Origin of the sequence: Salmonella sp. SA15303 (assembly GCF_029962125.1) — a bacterium.
Lineage (GTDB): Bacteria > Pseudomonadota > Gammaproteobacteria > Enterobacterales > Enterobacteriaceae > Salmonella > Salmonella enterica.
On the sequence record NZ_CP123924.1, the window covers coordinates 4,586,007 to 4,608,740 of the forward strand.

Annotated in this window: 23 protein-coding genes; 13 read left to right on the forward strand and 10 right to left on the reverse strand. The window is 53.1% G+C overall.

Going from position 1 to position 22,734, the window contains the following annotated elements; all coding sequences use genetic code 11:
- Positions 1–44 precede the first annotated feature (44 nt).
- Entirely contained in the window at positions 45–257 is a 213-nt protein-coding gene (gene rpmE, locus QEN31_RS22355; protein WP_000715284.1) for a 50S ribosomal protein L31, read from the reverse strand.
- Positions 258–460: 203 nt separating this feature from the next.
- Here rpmE and priA point away from each other — a divergent pair, with 203 nt between their 5' ends.
- The 7 genes from priA to rraA all read left to right on the forward strand — a co-directional run bounded on the left by priA (position 461) and on the right by rraA (position 8,444).
- Entirely contained in the window at positions 461–2,659 is a 2,199-nt protein-coding gene (priA, locus tag QEN31_RS22360) for a primosomal protein N' (RefSeq protein ID WP_000109401.1), read from the forward strand.
- A 154-nt stretch (positions 2,660–2,813) separates the two neighbouring features.
- Positions 2,814–3,839: a DNA-binding transcriptional regulator CytR gene (gene cytR, locus QEN31_RS22365; protein ID WP_000841337.1), complete on the forward strand. Its 1,026-nt coding sequence runs from the start codon at positions 2,814–2,816 to the stop codon at positions 3,837–3,839.
- Between the two features lie 93 nt (positions 3,840–3,932).
- Entirely contained in the window at positions 3,933–4,907 is a 975-nt protein-coding gene (gene ftsN / locus QEN31_RS22370) for a cell division protein FtsN (RefSeq protein WP_000068811.1), read from the forward strand.
- A 91-nt stretch (positions 4,908–4,998) separates the two neighbouring features.
- Positions 4,999–5,529: an ATP-dependent protease subunit HslV gene (gene hslV, locus QEN31_RS22375; RefSeq protein WP_000208240.1), complete on the forward strand. Its 531-nt coding sequence runs from the start codon at positions 4,999–5,001 to the stop codon at positions 5,527–5,529.
- Positions 5,530–5,538: 9 nt separating this feature from the next.
- A complete protein-coding gene (hslU, locus tag QEN31_RS22380; RefSeq protein ID WP_001293360.1) occupies positions 5,539–6,870 on the forward strand; it encodes an HslU--HslV peptidase ATPase subunit in 1,332 nt (443 codons plus the stop codon).
- Positions 6,871–6,936: 66 nt separating this feature from the next.
- The gene (menA, locus tag QEN31_RS22385; RefSeq protein ID WP_000139639.1) at positions 6,937–7,866 is read left to right on the forward strand and encodes a 1,4-dihydroxy-2-naphthoate polyprenyltransferase; all 930 of its coding nucleotides are present in this window, start codon (positions 6,937–6,939) and stop codon (positions 7,864–7,866) included.
- Positions 7,867–7,958: 92 nt separating this feature from the next.
- Positions 7,959–8,444 carry a ribonuclease E activity regulator RraA gene (rraA, locus tag QEN31_RS22390; RefSeq protein WP_000872918.1) on the forward strand — a complete coding sequence of 162 codons (486 nt, stop codon included), beginning with the start codon at positions 7,959–7,961 and terminating at the stop codon, positions 8,442–8,444.
- 221 nt (positions 8,445–8,665) lie between these two features.
- Here rraA and zapB read toward each other — a convergent pair whose 3' ends face one another.
- On the reverse strand, positions 8,666–8,905 hold the full coding sequence (zapB, locus tag QEN31_RS22395) for a septal ring assembly protein ZapB (RefSeq protein WP_000051370.1): 240 nt from the start codon (positions 8,903–8,905) through the stop codon (positions 8,666–8,668).
- 398 nt (positions 8,906–9,303) lie between these two features.
- Between zapB and QEN31_RS22400 the strand changes: the two genes are divergently transcribed.
- From QEN31_RS22400 to fpr, 4 genes are all read left to right on the forward strand, one after another.
- Positions 9,304–10,149 carry an MIP/aquaporin family protein gene (locus QEN31_RS22400; protein WP_000084285.1) on the forward strand — a complete coding sequence of 282 codons (846 nt, stop codon included), beginning with the start codon at positions 9,304–9,306 and terminating at the stop codon, positions 10,147–10,149.
- 20 nt (positions 10,150–10,169) lie between these two features.
- Positions 10,170–11,678, forward strand: coding sequence for a glycerol kinase GlpK (gene glpK, locus QEN31_RS22405; RefSeq protein WP_000136809.1), 1,509 nt, complete (start codon positions 10,170–10,172; stop codon positions 11,676–11,678).
- A 111-nt stretch (positions 11,679–11,789) separates the two neighbouring features.
- Positions 11,790–12,800 carry a class II fructose-bisphosphatase gene (gene glpX, locus QEN31_RS22410; protein WP_001250625.1) on the forward strand — a complete coding sequence of 337 codons (1,011 nt, stop codon included), beginning with the start codon at positions 11,790–11,792 and terminating at the stop codon, positions 12,798–12,800.
- Between the two features lie 96 nt (positions 12,801–12,896).
- Positions 12,897–13,643, forward strand: a complete 747-nt coding sequence (gene fpr, locus QEN31_RS22415) for a ferredoxin--NADP(+) reductase (RefSeq protein WP_000796300.1) — start codon at positions 12,897–12,899, stop codon at positions 13,641–13,643.
- A 106-nt stretch (positions 13,644–13,749) separates the two neighbouring features.
- Here fpr and QEN31_RS22420 read toward each other — a convergent pair whose 3' ends face one another.
- Positions 13,750–14,178 (reverse strand): DUF805 domain-containing protein, encoded by a 429-nt coding sequence (locus QEN31_RS22420; protein ID WP_000155237.1) that lies wholly within the window; start codon positions 14,176–14,178, stop codon positions 13,750–13,752.
- A gap of 100 nt (positions 14,179–14,278) precedes the next feature.
- On the opposite strand from QEN31_RS22420, the gene QEN31_RS22425 reads away from it, so the two are divergent.
- Both QEN31_RS22425 and tpiA read left to right on the forward strand, forming a co-directional pair.
- Complete coding sequence (locus tag QEN31_RS22425) at positions 14,279–14,875, forward strand: YiiQ family protein (protein WP_000802242.1); 597 nt, start codon at positions 14,279–14,281, stop codon at positions 14,873–14,875.
- A 112-nt stretch (positions 14,876–14,987) separates the two neighbouring features.
- Positions 14,988–15,755, forward strand: a complete 768-nt coding sequence (gene tpiA, locus QEN31_RS22430) for a triose-phosphate isomerase (protein ID WP_001216339.1) — start codon at positions 14,988–14,990, stop codon at positions 15,753–15,755.
- A gap of 91 nt (positions 15,756–15,846) precedes the next feature.
- Here tpiA and QEN31_RS22435 read toward each other — a convergent pair whose 3' ends face one another.
- The 7 genes from QEN31_RS22435 to lsrA all read right to left on the reverse strand — a co-directional run bounded on the left by QEN31_RS22435 (position 15,847) and on the right by lsrA (position 22,519).
- Positions 15,847–16,611 carry an epimerase gene (locus QEN31_RS22435; protein ID WP_001088049.1) on the reverse strand — a complete coding sequence of 255 codons (765 nt, stop codon included), beginning with the start codon at positions 16,609–16,611 and terminating at the stop codon, positions 15,847–15,849.
- A 9-nt stretch (positions 16,612–16,620) separates the two neighbouring features.
- A complete protein-coding gene (gene lsrG, locus QEN31_RS22440; RefSeq protein WP_001738619.1) occupies positions 16,621–16,911 on the reverse strand; it encodes a (4S)-4-hydroxy-5-phosphonooxypentane-2,3-dione isomerase in 291 nt (96 codons plus the stop codon).
- Positions 16,912–16,993: 82 nt separating this feature from the next.
- Entirely contained in the window at positions 16,994–17,869 is an 876-nt protein-coding gene (gene lsrF / locus QEN31_RS22445) for a 3-hydroxy-5-phosphonooxypentane-2,4-dione thiolase LsrF (RefSeq protein ID WP_000774147.1), read from the reverse strand.
- Between the two features lie 28 nt (positions 17,870–17,897).
- Complete coding sequence (gene lsrB, locus QEN31_RS22450) at positions 17,898–18,920, reverse strand: autoinducer 2 ABC transporter substrate-binding protein LsrB (RefSeq protein WP_000090737.1); 1,023 nt, start codon at positions 18,918–18,920, stop codon at positions 17,898–17,900.
- Between the two features lie 28 nt (positions 18,921–18,948).
- The gene (lsrD, locus tag QEN31_RS22455) at positions 18,949–19,950 is read right to left on the reverse strand and encodes an autoinducer 2 ABC transporter permease LsrD (protein WP_000981826.1); all 1,002 of its coding nucleotides are present in this window, start codon (positions 19,948–19,950) and stop codon (positions 18,949–18,951) included.
- Complete coding sequence (gene lsrC, locus QEN31_RS22460; protein ID WP_000911134.1) at positions 19,947–20,990, reverse strand: autoinducer 2 ABC transporter permease LsrC; 1,044 nt, start codon at positions 20,988–20,990, stop codon at positions 19,947–19,949. Before lsrC ends, lsrD begins: the two co-directional genes overlap by 4 nt.
- Positions 20,984–22,519 (reverse strand): autoinducer 2 ABC transporter ATP-binding protein LsrA, encoded by a 1,536-nt coding sequence (lsrA, locus tag QEN31_RS22465; protein WP_001167250.1) that lies wholly within the window; start codon positions 22,517–22,519, stop codon positions 20,984–20,986. The genes lsrC and lsrA overlap by 7 nt, the downstream gene beginning before the upstream one ends.
- Positions 22,520–22,734 lie beyond the last annotated feature (215 nt).

Sequence of the window (22,734 nt, forward strand, 5' to 3'; positions counted from 1 at the left end):
AAACAAAAAAAGCGCCCTGCGGCGCTTTTTTTTCTGGCGGTAACTTATTTGCTGCCAGGGATGCTGAAGCGCTTGTTGAAGCGCTCAACACGACCACCGGTATCAACAACACGCTGCTTACCAGTGAAGAACGGGTGGCATTTGCCGCACACGTCCAGGTTCAGGTCGTGACCCACGGTAGAGTGGGTTTTGATAACATTACCGCAAGAACAGGTTGCAGTAATTTCTACGTAATTCGGGTGAATACCTTTTTTCATGGGGAACCTCAGTGTAAGGCCGCGTCGCTCTTCCAGCCCTAACGCCAGACACCACGCGAAGTTAATAGTAAAGGGTTTGATGCTCACAACACGCACCAAAGGCGGCGAATCATACAGAATTTGACCACCGTATGCAAACTGATCCGCGCTCCCTTATCGTAATGTGTATACTACCCGACGAAATTTCAAGTCAGGAAGATGCTATGTCCGTCGCGCACGTTGCCTTGCCCGTTCCGCTTCCCCGAACCTTTGATTACCTGCTGCCGGAAGGCGGGGTCGCCAAAGCCGGGTGCCGCGTGCGCGTGCCGTTCGGCAAGCAGCAAGAGCGCGTGGGCATTGTCGTCTCGGTTAGCGACCACAGCGAATTGCCGCTCAATGAATTAAAATCGGTCATTGAAATCCTGGATAACGAGCCAATCTTTTCTCCCTCCATCTGGCGCTTACTCCTCTGGGCGGCGGATTACTACCACCATCCCCTCGGCGACGTTCTGTTTCACGCTCTGCCGGTTTTATTACGTCAGGGAAAACCAGCCAGCAACGCGCCCCTGTGGTATTGGTTCGCCACCGAAGAGGGGCAAGCCGTCGACATCAACAGCCTGAAACGCTCCGCCAAACAACAACAGGCGCTGGCGGCGCTACGGCAAGGAAAGATCTGGCGCTATCAGGTAGCCGAGCTTGATTTTACTGACGCCACGCTGCAAACGCTGCGGCGTAAGGGGCTTTGTGAGCTTGCCAGTGAAGCGCCCGCGTTTACCGACTGGCGGGAGCGTTATGCCGTCGCAGGAGAGCGCCTGCGGCTGAATACCGAACAGGCGACAGCAGTCGGCGCGATTCACAGCGCGTCGGACGGTTTCTCCGCCTGGTTGCTGGCAGGCGTAACCGGTTCCGGCAAGACCGAAGTGTATCTGAGCGTGCTGGAAAACGTCCTCGCCCAGGGCAAACAGGCGCTGGTGATGGTGCCGGAAATCGGCCTGACGCCGCAAACGATCGCCCGTTTTCGCGAACGTTTTAACGCGCCGGTGGAAGTGCTGCATTCCGGGCTAAACGACAGCGAGCGTCTTTCGGCATGGCTGAAAGCGAAAAACGGCGAAGCGGCGATTGTCATCGGCACGCGCTCCTCGCTGTTTACGCCGTTTAAAAATCTTGGCGTAATTGTCATCGACGAAGAGCACGACAGCTCTTATAAACAGCAGGAAGGGTGGCGCTACCATGCCCGCGATTTGGCTGTGTATCGCGCCCATAGCGAGCAGATCCCGATTATTCTCGGCTCCGCCACCCCAGCCCTGGAAACGCTATGCAACGTGCGGCAGAAAAAATACCGGATGCTGCGTCTGACGCGGCGCGCAGGCAACGCCCGCCCAGCCCTGCAGCATGTGCTGGATTTAAAAGGCCAGCGTCTTCAGGCGGGACTGGCGCCCGCCCTTATCGCCCGTATGCGCCAACATCTCCAGGCCGACAATCAGGTAATTTTATTTCTTAACCGCCGGGGATTCGCGCCCGCGCTGCTTTGCCACGACTGCGGCTGGATTGCGGAGTGCCCGCGTTGCGATCACTACTACACGCTGCACCAGGCGCAGCATCATTTACGCTGCCATCACTGCGACAGCCAGCGTCCGGTACCGCGTCAGTGCCCCTCCTGCGGCTCCACACATATGTTACCGGTTGGGTTAGGGACGGAACAGCTGGAGCAGGTGCTGGCGCCCTTCTTCCCCGGCGTGCCGATCTCACGAATCGACCGTGATACCACCAGTCGTAAAGGCGCGCTGGAGCAGCATCTGGCGGAAGTTCACCGCGGCGGAGCACGCATCCTGATAGGCACACAAATGCTGGCGAAAGGCCATCACTTTCCGGATGTCACGCTGGTGGCGTTGCTGGATGTCGATGGCGCGCTTTTTTCCGCAGATTTTCGTTCGGCGGAACGCTTCGCCCAGCTCTACACTCAGGTTTCCGGCCGCGCCGGGCGCGCGGGCAAACAGGGCGAAGTGGTGCTCCAAACGCACCATCCTGAGCATCCCCTGCTGCAAACGTTACTGTATAAAGGCTATGATGCGTTTGCGGAGCAGGCGCTGGCGGAACGGCAAACGCTCCAGCTTCCGCCGTGGACCAGCCACGTCATTATTCGCGCAGAGGATCATAACAATCAGCAGGCGCCCGTCTTTCTCCAACAGTTGCGTAATCTGATTCAGGCCAGCCCGCTATCAGACGATAAGCTGTGGATCTTAGGTCCGGTTCCGGCCCTCGCGCCAAAACGCGGCGGCCGCTATCGCTGGCAAATTTTACTTCAGCATCCTTCACGGATTCGCCTGCAACACATCATCAGCGGCACGCTGGCGTTGATCAATACGCTCCCGGAAGCGCGGAAAGTTAAATGGGTTCTGGACGTCGATCCGATTGAAGGATAGTCCTCACGATGCGAGGCGGATCGTAAAATTAAAGATCCATCACACTTTTTATGAAAATTCTGTAACCGCTTCCACGCACTATCTGATAAAAATGTTTTCGATGAGTGTTACCAGGGATAGATCTGCGCCAGCAGTTCCCAGGCGAGGAGAAAGAGTGAAATCGAACAAGCAGGTTACTGCCGCTACGATGAAGGATGTTGCGTTGAAGGCGAAAGTCTCTACGGCAACCGTATCCCGCGCGTTAATGAACCCCGATAAAGTCTCCCAGTCGACCCGTAGCCGGGTTGAACAGGCCGCGCTTGAAGTGGGTTATTTCCCGCAGTCGATGGGGCGAAATGTAAAACGCAATGAATCCCGTACGATTTTGGTGATTGTCCCGGATATTTGCGATCCCTTCTTCAGTGAAATTATCCGCGGTATCGAAGTGACCGCGGCAGAACAGGGGTATCTGGTGCTGATTGGCGATTGCGCCCATCAAAACCAGAAAGAAAAAACCTTTCTTAATCTCATCATCACCAAACAGATCGACGGCATGGTACTTCTCAGTTCCCGACTGCCCTTTGACGCCAGCGTTGAGGAGCAGCGCAATTTGCCTCCGATGGTGATGTCGAATGAGTTCGCGCCGGAGCTTGAACTGCCGACGGTACATATTGATAACCTCACCGCCGCGTTCAATGCCATGAACTACCTGTTGGATTTGGGCCACAAGCGAATTGGTTGTATTGCGGGGCCGGAAGATATGCCGCTCTGTCACTATCGCTTACAAGGTTACGTACAGGCATTAAGACGCAGTGGCATTGTGGTCGATCCGCATTACATCGCCCGTGGCGACTTTACCTTTGAAGCCGGGGCAAACGCATTAAAGCAGTTGCTTGAGCAACCGTTGCCGCCTACCGCCGTCTTTTGTCATAGCGACGTAATGGCGCTGGGCGCCCTCTCCTGGGCCAAGCGCCAGGGTCTGAAAGTGCCTGACGATCTGTCGATTATCGGCTTTGACAATATCGCGCTGGCCGAGTTTTGCGACCCTCCGTTGACAACCGTGGCGCAGCCGCGTTTTGACATTGGTCGCGAGGCGATGCTGTTGTTGCTCGATCAGATGCAGGGGCAAAATGTGAGCAGCGGCTCGCGTTTAATGGATTGCGAGCTGATTATTCGCGGTTCTACGCGCGCTTTACCCTAAAGTAAATAGCTTTAAGACTCACCTGTCTGGTCAAAGGCCCGCCGCTTCAGTAACATGACGGGCTGACGAACGAATAAATACAGCGAAACGATAGTGGCACAACGAGATTATGTACGTCGCGGCCAACCGGCTCCTTCGCGGCGCAAAAAGAGCACCTCACGGAACTCACGGAAGAAGCAAAGCAACATGCCTGCCGTCTCGCCGGCAATGGTCGCGATTGCGGCAGCCGTCCTTGTGACCTTTATCGGCGGTCTGTACTTCATTACTCACCATAAGAAAGAAGAGTCCGAAACGCTACAAAACCAGAAAGTCACCGGCAATGGGCTTCCGCCAAAACCGGAAGAGCGCTGGCGTTACATCAAAGAGCTGGAAAGTCGCCAGCCGGGCGTGCGTACGCCAACGGAACCGTCCGCCGGCGGCGAAGTCATGAATCCGAATCAGCTCACCAGCGAGCAGCGTCAACTCCTGGAACAGATGCAGGCGGATATGCGTCAGCAGCCGACGCAACTTAACGAAGTGCCGTGGAACGAGCAGACGCCAGAACAACGCCAGCAAACGCTACAGCGCCAGCGTCAGGCGCAGCAGCAGCAGTGGGCTCAAACGCAGCCTGTTCAGCAACCACGTACGCAGCCGCGGGTAAACGAACAGCCGCAAACGCGCACGGTACAGTCCGCCCCGGCGCAACCCGCGCGCCAAAGTCAGCCGCCGAAGCAGACGGCCTCGCAGCAACCTTATCAGGATTTGCTGCAAACGCCGGCGCATACCAGCGCGGCAGCGCCAAAAGCCGCGCCCATTACGCGCGCGCCTGAAGCGCCGAAGGCGACAGCAGAGAAAAAAGATGAACGTCGCTGGATGGTGCAATGTGGTTCATTCAAAGGCGCCGAGCAGGCAGAAAGCGTCCGCGCTCAGCTGGCGTTTGAAGGCTTTGACTCCAAAATTACCACCAATAACGGCTGGAATCGCGTGGTTATCGGGCCGGTGAAAGGTAAAGAAAATGCCGACAGCACCATTAACCGTCTGAAGATGGCGGGCCATACAAACTGCATTCGACTCGCCACCGGGGGTTGAAACCCTCAAAATCTCCCCCATCTATACTTGCATTATGCCCCGTACGCCGTACGGGGCCGCAATTCAGCATTAGTAACCAAGGGGTCTGCTCGTGACAACAATAGTAAGCGTACGCCGTAACGGCCACGTGGTAATCGCCGGTGATGGTCAGGCCACACTGGGTAACACAGTAATGAAAGGCAACGTGAAGAAAGTCCGCCGCCTCTACAACGACAAGGTCATTGCGGGCTTTGCGGGCGGTACTGCGGATGCATTCACGCTGTTCGAGCTGTTTGAACGTAAACTGGAAATGCATCAGGGGCACCTGGTCAAAGCCGCCGTTGAACTGGCGAAAGACTGGCGTACCGACCGTATGCTACGCAAACTGGAAGCGTTGCTGGCCGTCGCGGATGAAACCGCCTCGCTCATCATCACGGGTAACGGCGATGTCGTGCAACCTGAAAACGATTTAATTGCTATCGGCTCCGGCGGTCCTTATGCCCAGGCTGCCGCTCGCGCTCTGTTGGAAAATACCGAGCTCGGCGCGCGCGAAATTGCTGAAAAGGCGTTGGATATTGCAGGCGATATCTGCATTTACACCAACCATTTCCACACCATTGAAGAATTGACCGCCAAAGCGTAAGGACCTCTCATGTCTGAAATGACCCCACGCGAAATTGTCAGCGAACTGAACAAACACATTATCGGCCAGGATAACGCAAAGCGTTCCGTGGCGATTGCATTGCGTAACCGCTGGCGTCGTATGCAGCTTGATGAAGAGCTGCGCCACGAAGTAACGCCGAAAAATATTCTGATGATTGGCCCGACCGGCGTCGGTAAAACCGAAATCGCCCGTCGTCTGGCAAAACTCGCCAACGCGCCGTTCATTAAAGTCGAAGCCACCAAATTCACCGAAGTGGGCTATGTCGGGAAAGAAGTGGACTCTATCATCCGCGATCTGACCGATGCCGCGGTGAAAATGGTTCGCGTACAGGCTATCGAGAAAAACCGCTATCGTGCGGAAGAGTTGGCGGAAGAACGTATTCTCGACGTACTGATCCCACCCGCAAAAAATAACTGGGGCCAGGCCGAACAGCAGCAGGAGCCTTCTGCCGCCCGTCAAACGTTCCGCAAAAAACTGCGCGAAGGCCAGCTCGACGATAAAGAGATCGAGATTAACCTCGCCGCCGCGCCGATGGGCGTAGAGATTATGGCGCCTCCGGGCATGGAAGAGATGACCAGCCAGTTGCAGTCTATGTTCCAGAACCTGGGCGGTCAGAAACAGAAACCGCGTAAGCTGAAAATTAAAGACGCGATGAAACTGTTGGTTGAAGAAGAGGCTGCTAAACTGGTCAACCCGGAAGAGCTGAAACAGGACGCTATCGACGCGGTTGAACAGCACGGCATCGTGTTTATCGATGAAATTGACAAAATTTGTAAGCGTGGCGAAACCTCCGGCCCGGATGTTTCACGCGAAGGCGTACAGCGCGACTTACTGCCGCTGGTAGAAGGCTGCACGGTTTCGACCAAACACGGGATGGTCAAAACGGATCATATTCTGTTTATCGCCTCTGGCGCGTTCCAGGTGGCGAAGCCGTCTGATCTGATCCCGGAACTGCAGGGCCGTCTGCCGATTCGCGTTGAACTTCAGGCGCTGACCACCAGCGATTTCGAACGCATTTTGACCGAGCCAAACGCCTCCGTCACCGTGCAGTATAAAGCGCTGATGGCAACTGAAGGCGTCAATATCGAGTTCACCGATTCCGGTATTAAACGTATTGCCGAAGCCGCCTGGCAGGTTAACGAAACCACCGAAAACATCGGCGCGCGCCGTCTGCATACCGTACTGGAGCGTCTGATGGAAGAGATTTCCTATAACGCCAGCGATCTGCACGGCCAAAACATCACAATTGATGCGGAATATGTGAGCAAACATCTGGATGCGCTGGTCGCAGATGAAGATCTAAGCCGTTTTATCTTATAATCGCGTCCAATGCATTTTCATCACTGTTGATGGGGCTGAAAAGCCCCATTTTTATTGGCGCTAAATATGACTGAACAACAACAAATTAGCCGCACCCAGGCCTGGCTGGAAAGCTTACGACCCAAAACCTTACCCCTCGCCTTCGCGGCGATTATCGTCGGTACGGCCCTGGCATGGTGGCAAGGCTATTTCGATCCTCTGGTCGCGCTGCTGGCCCTTATCACCGCCGGGCTGTTGCAAATTTTATCCAACCTCGCCAACGATTATGGCGACGCTGTCAAAGGCAGCGATAAACCGGATCGCATCGGGCCGCTGCGGGGGATGCAAAAAGGCGTCATCACCCGACAGGAGATGAAGCGGGCGTTAATCATTACCGTCGTGCTGATCTGTATCTCCGGACTGGCGCTGGTGGCGGTCGCGTGCCATACGTTAACCGATTTTGTCGGCTTCCTGATTTTGGGCGGGCTGTCGATTATCGCCGCCATCACCTACACCGTGGGTAATCGGCCCTACGGCTATATCGGGCTGGGTGATATCTCTGTCCTGGTATTCTTTGGCTGGCTAAGTGTCATGGGGAGCTGGTATCTCCAGGCGCATACGCTGATTCCGGCGCTGATTCTCCCGGCCACCGCCTGCGGTTTACTGGCGACGGCGGTGCTGAATATTAATAACCTGCGCGATATTAATAGCGACAGAGAGAACGGCAAAAACACCCTTGTAGTACGACTGGGCGATGTCAACGCGCGTCGTTATCACGCCTGCCTGTTGCTAGGCGCGCTGCTCTGTCTGGCGCTGTTTAATCTGCTCTCGCTACACAGTCCGTGGGGATGGTTGTTTATTCTGGCCGCGCCCTTGCTCATTAAACAAGCGCGCTACGTAATGCGCGAAAGGGAGCCTGCGGCAATGCGCCCGATGCTTGAACGTACCGTTAAAGGCGCGTTGTTAACCAACCTGTTATTTGTGATTGGGATACTCTTAAGTCAGTGGGCCGTTTAACTGACAAATATCAATTAACAATTGATGATTTTGCCAACAGTATACTTAGCGCGATATACTAAAAATTCTCGCAGCAACTGAACGTTAAGCCTATGAAATACGATACTTCCGAGCTTTGTGACATCTATCAGGAAGATGTCAACGTCGTGGAACCGCTGTTCTCTAATTTTGGAGGGCGGTCGTCGTTTGGCGGACAAATCATCACGGTAAAATGTTTCGAGGACAACGGGTTGCTGTACGATCTGCTCGAACAAAATGGCCGTGGTCGGGTTCTGCTGGTCGATGGCGGCGGTTCTGTCCGTCGTGCATTAGTCGATGCGGAGCTGGCGCGTCTGGCCACGCAAAATGAATGGGAAGGGCTGGTTATCTATGGCGCGGTGCGTCAGGTGGACGATCTGGAAGAGCTGGATATCGGCATTCAGGCGATCGCCGCCATTCCGGTTGGCGCCGCAGGTGAAGGCATTGGGGAAAGCGATGTGCGCGTCAATTTCGGCGGCGTGACGTTCTTCTCCGGCGATCATCTCTATGCCGACAACACCGGGATTATCCTTTCCGAAGACCCGCTTGATATCGAGTGATCAAAAAAGGCGCCGTAAGGCGCCTTTTTTATGCGTTGTCGCTGATTGCCGGATGGCAGCTTACGCCTTATCCGGCCCACCGGTATCCGCATTCTAAATCCTCTATAGATTTCGCGTCAGGGCAAGGCGGCAAGTAAGTGAATCCCCAGGAGCATAGGCCACTATGTGACTGGGGTGAACGCACGCAGCCAACGCCGCCATAACGTGAAATATGACGAGGATTAGACTTCTTCCATACGACCAAGCAGCGCCTGCAAACGTTCCTGCCAGCCGCTCTGCTGTTCCTTCAGAGAATTATTTTCACGCTCGAGTTCTTCACGCTGATGCTGTGCAGACTGCACTTCCTGCGTCAGGCTGTTGTTCTTTTCTTTCAGCTCTTCAATTTCCATCTGTAACAGGGTGATGGTGTCAATCGCCTGCTGTACTTTTGCTTCCAGTTTCTCAAACACTTCTAAAGACATGATCTTACCTCTCCTGAATTGCAAGGCGACGCTTCACGTAAACGCGCACAATATATAGTGTCGATTGTATGAAGCCCCGCTCTCGCTGTCCAGCGACATACCGCGTAGATCGCGGTTTGCAGCAATTTTCATCCATCTCCTGGTAACATTCATTCAATAACTTAAAAGTGTTAACATATTGGTTAATGAAATGATTCAATTCACTCTCTTCTGCTGTCTCAAAATGCGCTTCATGGCGCGATAACGCTCATTTTATTGACGCAGTACACACATTTTGATTTCGATATTTCTCGTTTTTGCTCGTTAACGATAAATTAACAGTGTGCCTACAGGGCATCGTGGATGTCCATGACCTCCTCGCATACCAATAATCATTACATACTCTTCAGGATCCGATTATGAGTCAAACATCAACCTTAAAAGGCCAGTGCATTGCTGAATTCCTCGGTACCGGGTTGTTGATTTTTTTCGGTGTGGGTTGTGTCGCTGCGCTTAAAGTTGCCGGAGCTACTTTTGGACAGTGGGAAATCAGCGTCATCTGGGGTCTGGGGGTAGCGATGGCTATCTACCTGACGGCAGGTGTTTCTGGCGCACACCTGAACCCGGCAGTGACCATCGCACTCTGGCTATTTGCCTGTTTCGACAAACGTAAAGTTGTTCCTTTTATTATTTCTCAAGTTGCCGGCGCCTTTTGCGCAGCGGCGTTAGTTTACGGGCTTTATTACAATCTTTTTGTGGACTTCGAACAAACCCACCATATCGTCCGTGGCAGCGTTGAAAGTCTCGATCTCGCAGGCATTTTCTCAACTTACCCGAATCCTCATATCAATTTTGTGCAGGCCTTCGCGGTTGAAATGGTGATTACCGCTATTCTGATGGGGCTGATTCTGGCGCTGACCGACGACGGAAACGGCGTACCTCGCGGTCCGCTTGCGCCACTGCTCATTGGTTTACTGATCGCCGTTATCGGTGCCTCTATGGGGCCGTTGACCGGGTTTGCGATGAATCCGGCGCGTGACTTTGGCCCCAAAATGTTCGCCGGGCTTGCCGGCTGGGGTGAAATTGCGTTTACCGGCGGTAGAGACATTCCTTACTTCCTGGTGCCGCTGTTTGGCCCCATCGTCGGCGCCATTCTGGGCGCGTTTGCTTATCGCAAATTTATTGGCCGTCATTTGCCGTGCGATACCTGCGTCGTGGAAGAGAAGGACTCCACCGCGACCACACAACAAAATGCTTCGCTGTAATCTGATTACGGGACAAAATTATGACTGAAAAAAAATATATCGTTGCGCTCGACCAGGGTACCACCAGCTCCCGCGCGGTCGTTATGGATCATGACGCGAATATCGTCAGCGTATCACAGCGTGAATTTGAGCAAATTTATCCTAAGCCAGGCTGGGTAGAACACGACCCGATGGAAATTTGGGCGTCCCAAAGCTCAACGCTGGTAGAAGTGCTGGCTAAGGCCGATATCAGTTCCGATCAGATTGCCGCTATCGGTATCACCAACCAACGTGAAACCGCGATCGTCTGGGAACGTGAAACCGGCAAACCGATATACAACGCTATTGTCTGGCAGTGCCGTCGTACCGCCGATATTTGCGAACAGCTTAAACGCGACGGCCTGGAAGATTACATCCGCGACAATACCGGTCTGGTCGTCGACCCGTACTTCTCTGGCACTAAAGTGAAATGGATCCTTGACCATGTGGAAGGTTCGCGCGAACGCGCGAAGCGTGGCGAGCTGCTGTTCGGTACGGTGGATACCTGGCTTATCTGGAAGATGACGCAGGGCCGCGTCCACGTTACGGATTACACCAACGCCTCACGAACCATGCTGTTCAACATCCATGATTTGGACTGGGACGATAAGATGCTGGACGTGCTGGATATCCCACGCGCGATGCTGCCCCAGGTACGTAAGTCCTCCGAAGTCTACGGCCAGACCAATATTGGCGGTAAAGGCGGTACACGTATTCCTATCGCCGGGATTGCCGGGGATCAGCAGGCCGCGTTATTCGGTCAACTGTGCGTAAAGGAAGGAATGGCAAAGAATACCTACGGCACCGGCTGCTTTATGCTGATGAACACCGGCGAGAAAGCGGTAAAATCGGAAAACGGCCTGCTGACCACCATCGCCTGCGGCCCAAGCGGCGAAGTCAACTATGCGCTGGAAGGCGCGGTGTTTATGGCGGGAGCGTCCATTCAATGGCTGCGTGATGAAATGAAGCTCATCAGCGACGCGTTCGACTCCGAATATTTCGCCACGAAAGTGAAAGATACCAACGGTGTCTACGTGGTTCCGGCCTTCACCGGTCTGGGCGCGCCGTACTGGGACCCGTATGCCCGCGGCGCCATTTTTGGCCTGACCCGCGGCGTGAACTCTAATCACATTATCCGCGCGACGCTCGAATCCATCGCTTACCAGACCCGCGACGTACTGGAAGCGATGCAGGCCGACTCCGGTATCCGCCTGCACGCTCTGCGTGTGGACGGCGGCGCAGTGGCCAACAACTTCCTGATGCAGTTCCAGTCAGATATTCTCGGCACGCGGGTGGAACGCCCGGAAGTGCGCGAAGTGACCGCGCTGGGCGCCGCCTATCTGGCTGGCCTGGCCGTCGGTTACTGGCAGAACCTGGACGAGCTGCAGGAAAAAGCCGTCATTGAGCGAGAATTCCGCCCCGGCATTGAAACCACCGAGCGTAACTACCGTTACAGCGGCTGGAAGAAAGCAGTTAAACGCGCAATGGCGTGGGAAGAGCACGACAAGTAAGGTCGCCATCCGGCAAAATCTTTGTGCGGAGGCGACTCCGCACACACATCAATTATTCCCTCCTTCCCCTGTGCTACACTGCGCGCCACTCCTTTTTGCTACGAGTTTGTTATGAGACGAGAACTTGCCATCGAATTTTCCCGTGTGACCGAAGCGGCGGCGCTGGCTGGCTACAAATGGCTGGGACGCGGCGATAAAAATACCGCGGACGGCGCGGCGGTCAACGCCATGCGTATCATGCTCAACCAGGTCAACATTGACGGCACCATCGTGATTGGCGAAGGCGAAATCGACGAAGCCCCGATGCTCTATATCGGCGAGAAAGTCGGTACCGGCCACGGCGATGCGGTAGATATCGCCGTCGATCCGATTGAGGGCACGCGCATGACGGCGATGGGTCAGGCGAACGCGCTGGCGGTGCTGGCGGTCGGCGATAAAGGCTGTTTCCTGAATGCGCCCGATATGTATATGGAAAAACTGATTGTCGGTCCGGGCGCCAAAGGGGCAATTGATCTCAATCTGCCGCTGGCGGATAACCTGCGCAACATCGCGGATGCGCTGGGTAAACCGCTTGGCGATTTGACCGTGACCATTCTGGCAAAACCGCGTCATGACGAGGTCATCGCAGAGATGGCCAAACTGGGCGTACGCGTGTTTGCCATTCCTGACGGCGACGTCGCGGCCTCCATTCTGACCTGTATGCCGGATAGCGAAGTCGACGTGCTGTACGGGATTGGCGGCGCACCAGAAGGCGTGGTATCCGCAGCGGTGATCCGCGCGCTGGACGGCGATATGCAGGGGCGTCTGCTGGCGCGCCATGACGTGAAAGGCAACAGCGAAGAAAACCGCCGCATTGGCGAACAGGAACTGGCGCGCTGCAAAGCAATGGGCATTGAAGCGGGCAAGGCGTTATGCCTGGGCGACATGGCGCGTAGCGATAACGTTATTTTCTCCGCGACCGGCATCACGAAAGGCGATCTACTGGAAGGAATTAGCCGGAAAGGCCATATTGCCACGACGGAAACGCTGCTGATCCGCGGCAAATCACGCACCATCCGCCGCATTCAGTCTATCCACTATCTTGATCGTAAAGATCCGGATGTGCAGGCGCATATTCTCTAGCGCATTTGTTAGTTAGAGCCTTCCAGCCTCGCGGGGCTGGAAATCTTTCTCCTGACGAACGAAGATAAGGTTAGCGATTCAGAACAGGAGAAAACCATGGCCGATTGGGTAACAGGTAAAGTCACTAAGGTGCAAAACTGGACTGACGCACTGTTCAGCCTGACCGTTCACGCCCCCATTAATCCTTTTACTGCAGGCCAATTTACCAAACTCGGACTGGAGATCGATGGCGAGCGCGTTCAGCGCGCGTATTCCTATGTCAATGCGCCTGACAATCCGAATTTAGAGTTTTATCTGGTGACGGTGCCGCAAGGAAAGCTCAGCCCGCGGCTGGCGGCGCTAAAACCTGGCGATGAGGTGCAAGTGGTCAGCGACGCGTCGGGTTTCTTTGTACTGGATGAAGTGCCTGACTGCGAGACGCTATGGATGCTGGCGACCGGAACCGCTATTGGCCCGTATTTGTCTATTCTACAATATGGCCAGGATGTCGCACGCTTTAAAAATCTGGTCTTAGTCCACGCCGCACGCTTCGCCGCCGATTTAAGCTATCTGCCGCTAATGCTGGAACTGCAACAGCGTTATGAAGGCAAGCTGCGCATCCAAACGGTGGTCAGCCGGGAGAACGTGCCAGGCTCGCTTACTGGACGCGTGCCAGCGCTCATTGAAAACGGCGAGCTGGAAAAAGCCGTTGGATTGCCGATGGATAAAGAGACCAGCCACGTTATGCTGTGCGGGAACCCGCAGATGGTGCGCGATACGCAGCAACTGCTGAAAGAGACCCGACAGATGACTAAACATCTGCGCCGCCGACCGGGGCATATGACGGCTGAACATTACTGGTGATGTTTTACCGAATGGCGGCTGGGGCTTATCCGGCCTGCAAATCATCACCAATCTGTAGGCCCGGTAAGCGTCAGCGCCACCGGGCAAATTACGGTTTACCGCCCGTTTACGGTTCTGCTTTAAACTTCACGTCCTGTGTCGCTTTCCCAAACTTATTTTCCCCCTGAACACCGACAAACGCGCCCAGATCGATAAGCATCATCACCAGGATCAGCGTCGGAATAAATCGCCCGACGACCCACTGCCACATCCCCGGCAGCATCACCCAGTTTCCGGCCAGCAGCATCCACGCCAGAATCATCAGCAACGCCCACGCGCCGGAACGTCCCCGGTCATGCAGACGTTTGACCATGACGGCGGCGGTCGGCCACAGCAGGCACACCAGGCAAAATGCCGCCGTTTGGATATCAAGCAGGTTTTTCCCCGCCAGCGAAAATAGCGCCAGCATCCCGGCAAACCAGAGGCCGATCCAAATCCAGAAATCACGGCGTCCGATACGCCCTTTAAATGAGAATAACCATTGCTGTATGGTCATGTAAGTTCCTTATATTTTGCCTTCCGCTACAGTTTACCCTTTTGACAAGCCCGACAGTTATCGTTTTAATCGTGAGCAGTCCTAACGAAAGGTAAGATTGATGAAGCCAGGATGTACTCTGTTTTTACTGTTGTTTTCTGCTCTCACCGCCAGCATAACGGCGCACGCGCAGCTCTCTTCATCGACCACGACAGCGCCCTATCTGCTGGCGGGCTCGCCAACCTTTGATCTTTCTATTAGCCAGTTTCGTGAGAACTTTAACCGCCAGAATCCCGATCTGCCGCTCAATGAATTTCGCGCCATTGAGAATAGCCGCGATAAGGCGAATCTGACCCGCGCCGCCAGTAAGATTAACGAAAATCTGTATGCCTCCACGGCGCTGGAGCGCGGTACGCTCAAAGTGAAAAGTATGCAGATTACCTGGCTGCCCATTCAGGGGCCGGAACAGAAAGCGGCGAAAGCGAAAGCGCTGGAATATATGGCCGCCATTATTCGCACTGTCGCCCCGTTACTGACAAAAGAGCAAAGCCAGAAAAAACTGCAAAAGATGCTTATCGCCGGTAAAGGTAAACACTATTACGCCGAGACCGAAGGCGCGGTACGTTATGTTGTCGCAGATAACGGCGAAAAGGGGCTGACCTTCGCGGTTGAACCGATTAAGCTGACGTTATCTGAAAATCTGGAAGGGGCGAATTGATGACAAAAAGCAAAGCCTTTCCGGGGATGAATCTCTATACTGTTTCACAGACCATGCTGCTCTGACGAGCGGCCATCTTCCTTAATTCGCTGACTAAGCGTGGAGAAATGAAATGCGACATCCTTTAGTGATGGGTAACTGGAAACTGAACGGCAGCCGCCACATGGTAAACGAACTGGTGGCTAACCTGCGTAAAGAACTGACGGGCGTAGCAGGCTGCGACGTGGCAATCGCTCCGCCGGAAATGTATATCGATCTGGCGAAACGCGCTGCTGCCGGCAGCCACATCATGCTGGGCGCGCAGAACGTTGATCTGAATCTGTCTGGCGCATTCACCGGTGAAACTTCGGCTGAAATGCTGAAGGATATCGGCGCGCAGTACATTATTATCGGCCACTCCGAGCGTCGTACTTATCACAAAGAATCTGACGAGCTGATCGCCAAAAAATTCGCCGTACTGAAAGAACAAGGTCTGACGCCGGTACTGTGCATCGGTGAAACCGAAGCGGAAAACGAAGCGGGCAAAACAGAAGAAGTATGCGCACGCCAGATCGACGCGGTACTGAAAACGCAGGGCGCGGCAGCCTTTGAAGGCGCGGTTATCGCTTACGAACCCGTATGGGCGATCGGTACCGGTAAATCTGCAACTCCTGCGCAGGCGCAGGCAGTGCACAAATTCATCCGTGACCACATTGCTAAAGCTGACGCGAAAATCGCTGAACAGGTTATTATCCAGTACGGCGGTTCTGTTAATGCCTCCAACGCCGCCGAACTGTTCGCGCAGCCGGACATCGACGGCGCACTGGTAGGCGGCGCTTCTCTGAAAGCTGACGCCTTCGCGGTGATCGTGAAAGCAGCAGAAGCTGCTAAACAGGCTTAATTGCCAATCAATGTCTGATGGCGCTGCGCTTATCAGGCCTACCAGCCGAGTGCTTATGTAGGCCTGATAAGGTAAAGCCGCCATCCGGCATTTATGCTGTGGAGGGTAAGAAAGTAGTATCCCCGGCAACCTTAAACATCGCCCTCCAGCTCCGCGTATTCTCAACCAGCCGATCATCACGAAATAACGCACTACCAGAAACAACACGATCGATGCCCTGTGCAATCAGCGAAGGCAACTGATCCTGCGTTAACGACCCATCAATAACGATAATTTTACCTTCGCGTTTATCACCAAGTAGACAGAGAAGCTGCGCCACGCGCTCGTGCAAATCACTGGAGCGCATTTTACTGCCGTATCCAGGGTTTACTGCCAGTAGTTGAATAACCTCAACGTCGCTCAGAATGGGGATAATGACATCCAGAGGCGTTGCCGGGCATAAACTAATCCCCCGGATCACCGGCATTTCACCGCCAATAACGGGCACGGTCTGCTGACCAAGCCAGCTTAGCGTATGATGCAGATGAATATCGCCTTCAGCCTGAAGCGTGATGCAGTGTGCGCCCGCCTTCACGCAGGCTTGCGCCGCCGTCCATTGATCCGCTACCATCAAATGAACATCTTTGATAAAGGTTTGCGGCAGTTGCCCAACTGCCCATGGCCCAACGGTAAACTGCGGGCAAAATTGACCATCCATCAAATCCAAATGCAACAGCGGCTGGTTTAGCGCTTCCAACTGTTGCAGATAGCGATGCAACGCAATCCACTGCCCTGCCAGAATACCCACACTAAGCGGATATGACGCTAACAATGCCACACATGCTTCGCGCGTTAATCCGGCAAACTGGCTGTTCATGAGCGCTCCTTAAGGCATCAAACCCATAAAAACTTTTTTTGTCCGCGGACCGGTCATCAACGGTTCAAGCTGCTCCACGCAAGTTTTGTAGTGTGGCGTTGTCTTGTGAAAAGCGACGGCCTGTTCATCAACGTAGGCTTCATAAATATAAAATCGCGTAAGCACCTGCGGATCCTGCAGAACATCAAAACGCAAGTTACCCGGCTCTTTAATTGAGCCCAGATGATTCTGCCGAAAAACATCGATAAATTGTTCAACCTTGTCATCATGAACGTTAATTTCAACCAGCGTAACGTGCATCATTAACCCCCTGATTATTCCAAATAAAATAACAGTCATCCCCATCTCCTCGCATCGGTAAAAGATGGGGAAGCGATCTCATTTAACTTTTCTCACTCAAAAACAGCTCATAAGCACGCTCTGCTGTTTCGTTATGATGAACGACAGCATGTACCGCTTTAATCATGGCTACCGGATCTTCTGACTGGAATATATTACGCCCCATATCTACGCCAGAAGCCCCCTGGTCAATCGCCTGATAGCACATTTCCAATGCTTCACGTTCAGGCAGTTTTTTACCGCCGGCGATGACAATCGGCACCGGACAACCTGCCGCAATACGCTCAAAACCTTTATCGACATAATACGTTTTGATAATTTGCGCCCCCATTTCCGCAGCGATACGCGTTGCCAGTGAAAAATAACGCTGGTCGCGAGCCATATCTTTACCCACCCCGGTCACTGCCATTATTGGCATCCCGACGCGTAACCCGGCATCAATCAGTTGAATAATATTTTTAATCGACTGATGTTCATGCTCACTACCAATATAAACCTGTGCGGCAGCAGCACAGCTATTCAACCGCACAGCGTCATCCATCGCCACCGCAACCGCCTCATTGCTTAATTCAGTGAGAATAGAATTCGCCCCGGACGCGCGTAAAACGACTGGTTTATTGATTGCCGGAGGTACCACACTGCGTAATATGCCGCGAGTACACATTAAGACATCAGCATATTCAAAGAGCGGCGCAATATTGATATCAATACGCTCAAGTCCGGTTGTCGGCCCCTGGAAATATCCATGGTCAAAGGCCAGCATGACCGTTTTTCTGGTCTTGGGATTAAAAATCCTCGCCAGTCTGGACTGCATTCCCCAATCCAGCGCGCCACAGCCTTTTAATGCGAACAAAGTGTTAGTTTGTGGTTTATCGGTGTGAAAATCTTTGCCATCTTTAATATCATCTAAATCAGCCATTCTTTACTCCGTCGATACATAACAGTTATCAGAAATCATATTTGTCGATATTGTCTTTGTTGAAAATGACACGCTCCGGCAATAACACAATGCCGTTACCTTTTGCCTCATAGTGATATCCCTGCTCACTATTAGGTGAAACGGTGACTTTGCCGATGCCGGGAATATCCAGTGAATCACCGACATTCATTGGCATATTTTTCAGCAACGCATTGGCGACATATACGGAAATTTTTCCCTGTTGGACGACATCCCACAGGCCAAACTCTTTAACAGTGCCGCGCTGAACATAAGGGCGCATTACATTCGGCGTACTAAAACCAACAATCGCGAGATTATTGCGTTTAAGGTTCTCCGCCGCCTGTGCCGCAGCAGGTAAAGCGTTAGCGTCAGGCGCGATGATGGCATCCAGATCGGGATACGCTTTGATGATACCTTCCGCCGTCTGGAGCGATTTCGTGGCATCGTTATAGCCAAACTGGGTAGTGACTATCTCCCACCCCGGATGTTCCTGGCTAATTTTGGCTTTAGCTTCTTTCACCCACTGGTTCTGGTCGGTCACCGTTGGGCTGGAATAGAAGAAAGCGACTTTCGCTTTCTCTTTGTCCACCTGATGAGCGGCCATCTCTACCAGCATGCTGCCGAGCTGTTTTGGCGTCCCTTGATTGATATAGTAAGAACGGCACTCCGGCTTGGTATCGGAATCCCAGGTTAATATTTTCACGCCTCTTTGCATTGCCCGCTTCAACGCCGGGCACAGGCCATCAGGCGAAACGGCAGAAACGATAATGGCGTCATACCCCTGATTGACAAAGTTATTCACCAGTTGAACCTGGCCTGAGACGCTGGGCTCTGTAGGGCCATCGTAAGTTACGTCAATGCCCAGCGCTTTTCCCGCTTCCTGCGCGCCATTGCCGCCGCTGGTAAAAAAGCCCACGCCAACCAGTTTGGGAATAAAAGCAATCCGCTCTGCCGCCTGCACGGTCATTGCCGCAGATGCCAGACCAAACGCAGTGAGTAAGGCGATCATTTTAATGCTGTGTCTTGCCATTTTTTTCTCCATAAATTTCAAAAGGAAATCATGCCTGATGCGCATTGCGACGGCGTGAGTACCATTCAAGGATTTGGTGACGATGCAAACTGACGGAACGACCAACGACAACAACAATGAGAAGCGCACCGGACAATGCGCTGGAAATTTGATTCGGCACTCCGGCCATCTGTAGCCCCTGCTGTAAAAATCCCACCAGCAGCGCCGCCAACGCGGACCCCATAATCGACCCGGAGCCGCCATAAATATTGGCGCCTCCCAGCACAACCGCCGTAATGGCCGGCATCAGGAAAGAGGCGCCCAGATCCGAACGTGCGGAGCCAAAGTAAGAAACCAGTAATACGGCGGCGATCGCGGAGGCGCATCCGGTCATGGCATACACGGTATACAACGTGCGATTCACCGGGATCGCGCTGTACTGCGCGACACGGGCGCTCTGGCCAATCAGGAAAACGTTGCGTCCCATATGCGTACGATGCATGAGCAGCCAGAAAAACAGACAGCACACAAGAAAAAAAATAAGCGGCATGGGAATACCAAGAAATGAAATATTGGCAAAGTCAGTGAACGCTGTGGGAAATCCACCAATACCTTCATAACCCGTGGCGCCAGCCATACCAGATAACAATAATGCGCTACCACCAAATAAATACATGGTTCCCAGGGTAATCACCAACGGGTTTACGCCGGTATAAATAATAAGTCCGGCATTTATCAGCCCACATATTGCGCCAAGTAGTAGGGTAATAATAATCGCTAAAGGTAGCGGCATACCGAGCTGAAACAGCACACCCAGGGTAATCGCGCATAGCCCGATTGTAGAACCAAATGAAATATCCATACCACCGCTGACAATAACCATTGTTAGCGGCAAAGCGACAATACCGATACAAATAAAATCGCTAGTGCTAAAAAGTAAGACATTAATATCTAATAAACGTGGATTAATCAGACCGAAAGCCAGAATTTCAAAGATCAATAAGGCTGCCAGCGCAATTTCCCAGCTATAGCGTCGCCATGGATTCATCATGCCACCTCTTTGTTTTTATTCTGTTGTGCGTGCGTTTTTGCTTCCGTCTGTAGTGGAGTGGGTGGTGATATAAAACGGGCATATTTCTGGCGGCGCAGATTGCGTTGTAATGCGCAACGCAGCCGCCCATCGAATACCAGTACGCCCAACAATACCAGGCCAGCAATAAAATCGTTCCACCAGGCGGGGATACGCAGCAGCACTAACACACTATCGATTTGCGTAAGAAAATAAGCGCCGAGAATAGCGCCGATGACCGTGCCTGACCCGCCTAACAGGCTAATTCCCCCCAATACGCAGGCCGCGATGGCTTTCATTTCCAGCCCCGTGCCGGTTTGATTGGGAATGAAGCCAATCTGCGAGGCAAACACGATTCCAGCCAATGCCGCCATACCGCCATTAAGTGAAAATGCCATGATGCGTACCATCTCGGTACGGACACCCAATTGCCGGGCGCCCTGCAGGTTATCGCCGGTGGCGTAAAAATTGCGGCCAAAGGCGGTTTTCGCCAGGAGCCAGGCCATAAGCAGCGCTAACACCAGGGTAAACCAGCCGATTGCGGAAATTCCCAGAAACACCGGAGCAGAGAGTTGCTTTAAGCCTGCGGGTAATCCTTCAATCCATTTCCCCCCTGTCCATAGCAGCATGATCCCACGATACAAGCCCAGCGTTCCCAGAGTGGCGACAATGGCGGGTATCTTCAACCAGGCAACCAGTACGCCATTAAAAAATCCGGCGACAATTCCTAATATTAGTGTGGCCAGGCAGGCGACCGGCAGGCTATAGCCGGCGTTTAACATCACTCCCAGCAATACCGCGCACATTCCTGTCGTCGAGCCCACCGATACATCAATATTGCGGGTGAGCATTACCATCGTCGCGCCAATCGCCAACAGCATCAAAATTTGCGCGCTACTGAAAACCATTGTCAGCGTTTGCACGCTCAAATACTGACTATCCAGCGCGCCAGGAAACACGAATAAACAGACTATTGCCAGCAGTGCCGTCGCTTCCCGGTTATTTTGGATGAATTTCAACATGTTGCCTCCGACGCACCATGTTCGCCAAACGCAACGTGCATGATGGTATCAACGTTAATTTCCTCGCCGCATAACGCAGGCCCCCCCAGTTCCCCCTGGTGCATGACATATACGCGATCGGCCATCTGCTCTATCTCTTCCAGATCGGAGGAAATAAATAGCACCGCGACATTTTGTTGCGCGATACTGCGCAACAGCTGATAAATATCGCTGCGGGCGGAGACATCGACACCGCGGGTCGGTTCATCGACAATCAGTAATTGCGGAGAGGCCTCCAGGCATTTGGCAATCAATACTTTTTGCTGGTTACCGCCGGATAAAGTACGCGCCGCCTGTTCGGCATTATTGAGTTTGATATTTAACGCGCGGTGGTAACGTTCAAGGGTGGCGTTATCCCGCTGGGGCTTTATCCAAAATCCTTTTTGGTTGTGGGTCAGCGAACAGACATTCCATGCCAGGGAAGCGTCAAGATACAGCCCGGATGACTGCCGATCTTCCGGCAAATAGACCAGGCCGAGCTGCAACCGCTGTTGGGTTGTCAGGGCGTTAATTTCTTGACCATTGAACAGCATCCGCCCCGCATTGACCGGTCTAATACCGTACAGCGTTTCAGCCAGTTCTGTGCGTCCCGCGCCGACCAACCCGGCCAGACCAAGGATTTCGCCTGCCCGCACCTCAAGGTTGATATTCATAAAACCTTCGCCCGTCAGTGACTCCAGCGCTAATACTGTCGCGCCGCGTTCGTTCTGCGGGCGGCTGCCAGGCAATTCCAGCCACAACTTTTGATTCGCGGAAAGACTGACGCCCTGCGTTGCCGGGGTGATAGCTTGAATAATCTCGTCGGTAGAAAGGTCATGCGTTTTTCCGAATAATGCGATTTTACCGTCACGCATCACGCTAACGCAGTGAGCTAACTGTCTAATTTCTGGTAGCTTATGAGAAATAAATACAATTCCGACACCCTTTTTCAGCAACTCTTGCAGACGCGTAAATAACCGATCAGTTTCGGCTGGCGTTAACGACGCCGTGGGCTCATCAAGAATTAAGATTCGCGAGTCGCGCATCAAGCCGCGCATAATTTCAACGATCTGGCGGTCTGCAACATCAAGCGTACCCGCAGCGCTCGCCGGATCGAGTTGGCATCCCATCGCCTTTAATAGCTGCTGCATTTTTTCCGTGGAGGCCTGACGTCCCTGCAAGCCAAACAAGATATTTTCCCGCACAGATAAACTCGGAAATAACAGAGGCTCCTGGGGAACCAGGTAAATGCCATACTGGTGCGCCTTCAGAGGCGTTAAATGACTGCAACGCACACCAGCAATATCGATAGTCCCTCCATCTGGCGGGACTATACCGGCAATAATCTTCATTAATGTTGATTTACCCGCACCATTGCCGCCAAGCAATGCGTGCACCTCTCCCGCATGCAGAGTAAAGTCAATTCCCTTTAGTACTTCGACGCCGGAATAACTTTTATAAATGTTCTGCACACAAATCAGAGGGGATGCAGTATTGTGACTGATTTGCATGTTGCCTCCGCTCCCTCAATGTTGACTGACGGGACTGAACAAATGTTTTTTGAAAAAGAAATTGTTCAAAACGGTAGTAGTTATTTGGTCAAAAAACTCTCATCCAGATCACGTTTTCTGAATAAATGAATTTTTAGATGATAAATGTTCAGATTTGGCGCGTTTTTGTGGCGTTAATCACGGTTATTTCGGAGTGATAACTGAACAATTGTGTT

Excerpts from the sequence above, each read along its gene's own strand:
- lsrB (WP_000090737.1), bottom strand. The coding sequence starts at position 18,920 with ATGGCAAGACACAGCATTAAAATGATCGCCTTACTCACTGCGTTTGGT.
- hslU (WP_001293360.1), top strand. The coding sequence starts at position 5,539 with ATGTCTGAAATGACCCCACGCGAAATTGTCAGCGAACTGAACAAACAC.
- fpr (WP_000796300.1), top strand. The coding sequence starts at position 12,897 with ATGGCCGATTGGGTAACAGGTAAAGTCACTAAGGTGCAAAACTGGACT.
- menA (WP_000139639.1), top strand. The coding sequence starts at position 6,937 with ATGACTGAACAACAACAAATTAGCCGCACCCAGGCCTGGCTGGAAAGC.
- QEN31_RS22425 (WP_000802242.1), top strand. The coding sequence starts at position 14,279 with ATGAAGCCAGGATGTACTCTGTTTTTACTGTTGTTTTCTGCTCTCACC.
- tpiA (WP_001216339.1), top strand. The coding sequence starts at position 14,988 with ATGCGACATCCTTTAGTGATGGGTAACTGGAAACTGAACGGCAGCCGC.
- lsrD (WP_000981826.1), bottom strand. The coding sequence starts at position 19,950 with ATGATGAATCCATGGCGACGCTATAGCTGGGAAATTGCGCTGGCAGCC.
- lsrC (WP_000911134.1), bottom strand. The coding sequence starts at position 20,990 with ATGTTGAAATTCATCCAAAATAACCGGGAAGCGACGGCACTGCTGGCA.
- lsrF (WP_000774147.1), bottom strand. The coding sequence starts at position 17,869 with ATGGCTGATTTAGATGATATTAAAGATGGCAAAGATTTTCACACCGAT.
- glpK (WP_000136809.1), top strand. The coding sequence starts at position 10,170 with ATGACTGAAAAAAAATATATCGTTGCGCTCGACCAGGGTACCACCAGC.
- lsrA (WP_001167250.1), bottom strand. The coding sequence starts at position 22,519 with ATGCAAATCAGTCACAATACTGCATCCCCTCTGATTTGTGTGCAGAAC.
- lsrG (WP_001738619.1), bottom strand. The coding sequence starts at position 16,911 with ATGCACGTTACGCTGGTTGAAATTAACGTTCATGATGACAAGGTTGAA.
- rpmE (WP_000715284.1), bottom strand. The coding sequence starts at position 257 with ATGAAAAAAGGTATTCACCCGAATTACGTAGAAATTACTGCAACCTGT.
- zapB (WP_000051370.1), bottom strand. The coding sequence starts at position 8,905 with ATGTCTTTAGAAGTGTTTGAGAAACTGGAAGCAAAAGTACAGCAGGCG.
- QEN31_RS22400 (WP_000084285.1), top strand. The coding sequence starts at position 9,304 with ATGAGTCAAACATCAACCTTAAAAGGCCAGTGCATTGCTGAATTCCTC.
- QEN31_RS22435 (WP_001088049.1), bottom strand. The coding sequence starts at position 16,611 with ATGAACAGCCAGTTTGCCGGATTAACGCGCGAAGCATGTGTGGCATTG.
- priA (WP_000109401.1), top strand. The coding sequence starts at position 461 with ATGTCCGTCGCGCACGTTGCCTTGCCCGTTCCGCTTCCCCGAACCTTT.
- QEN31_RS22420 (WP_000155237.1), bottom strand. The coding sequence starts at position 14,178 with ATGACCATACAGCAATGGTTATTCTCATTTAAAGGGCGTATCGGACGC.
- glpX (WP_001250625.1), top strand. The coding sequence starts at position 11,790 with ATGAGACGAGAACTTGCCATCGAATTTTCCCGTGTGACCGAAGCGGCG.
- rraA (WP_000872918.1), top strand. The coding sequence starts at position 7,959 with ATGAAATACGATACTTCCGAGCTTTGTGACATCTATCAGGAAGATGTC.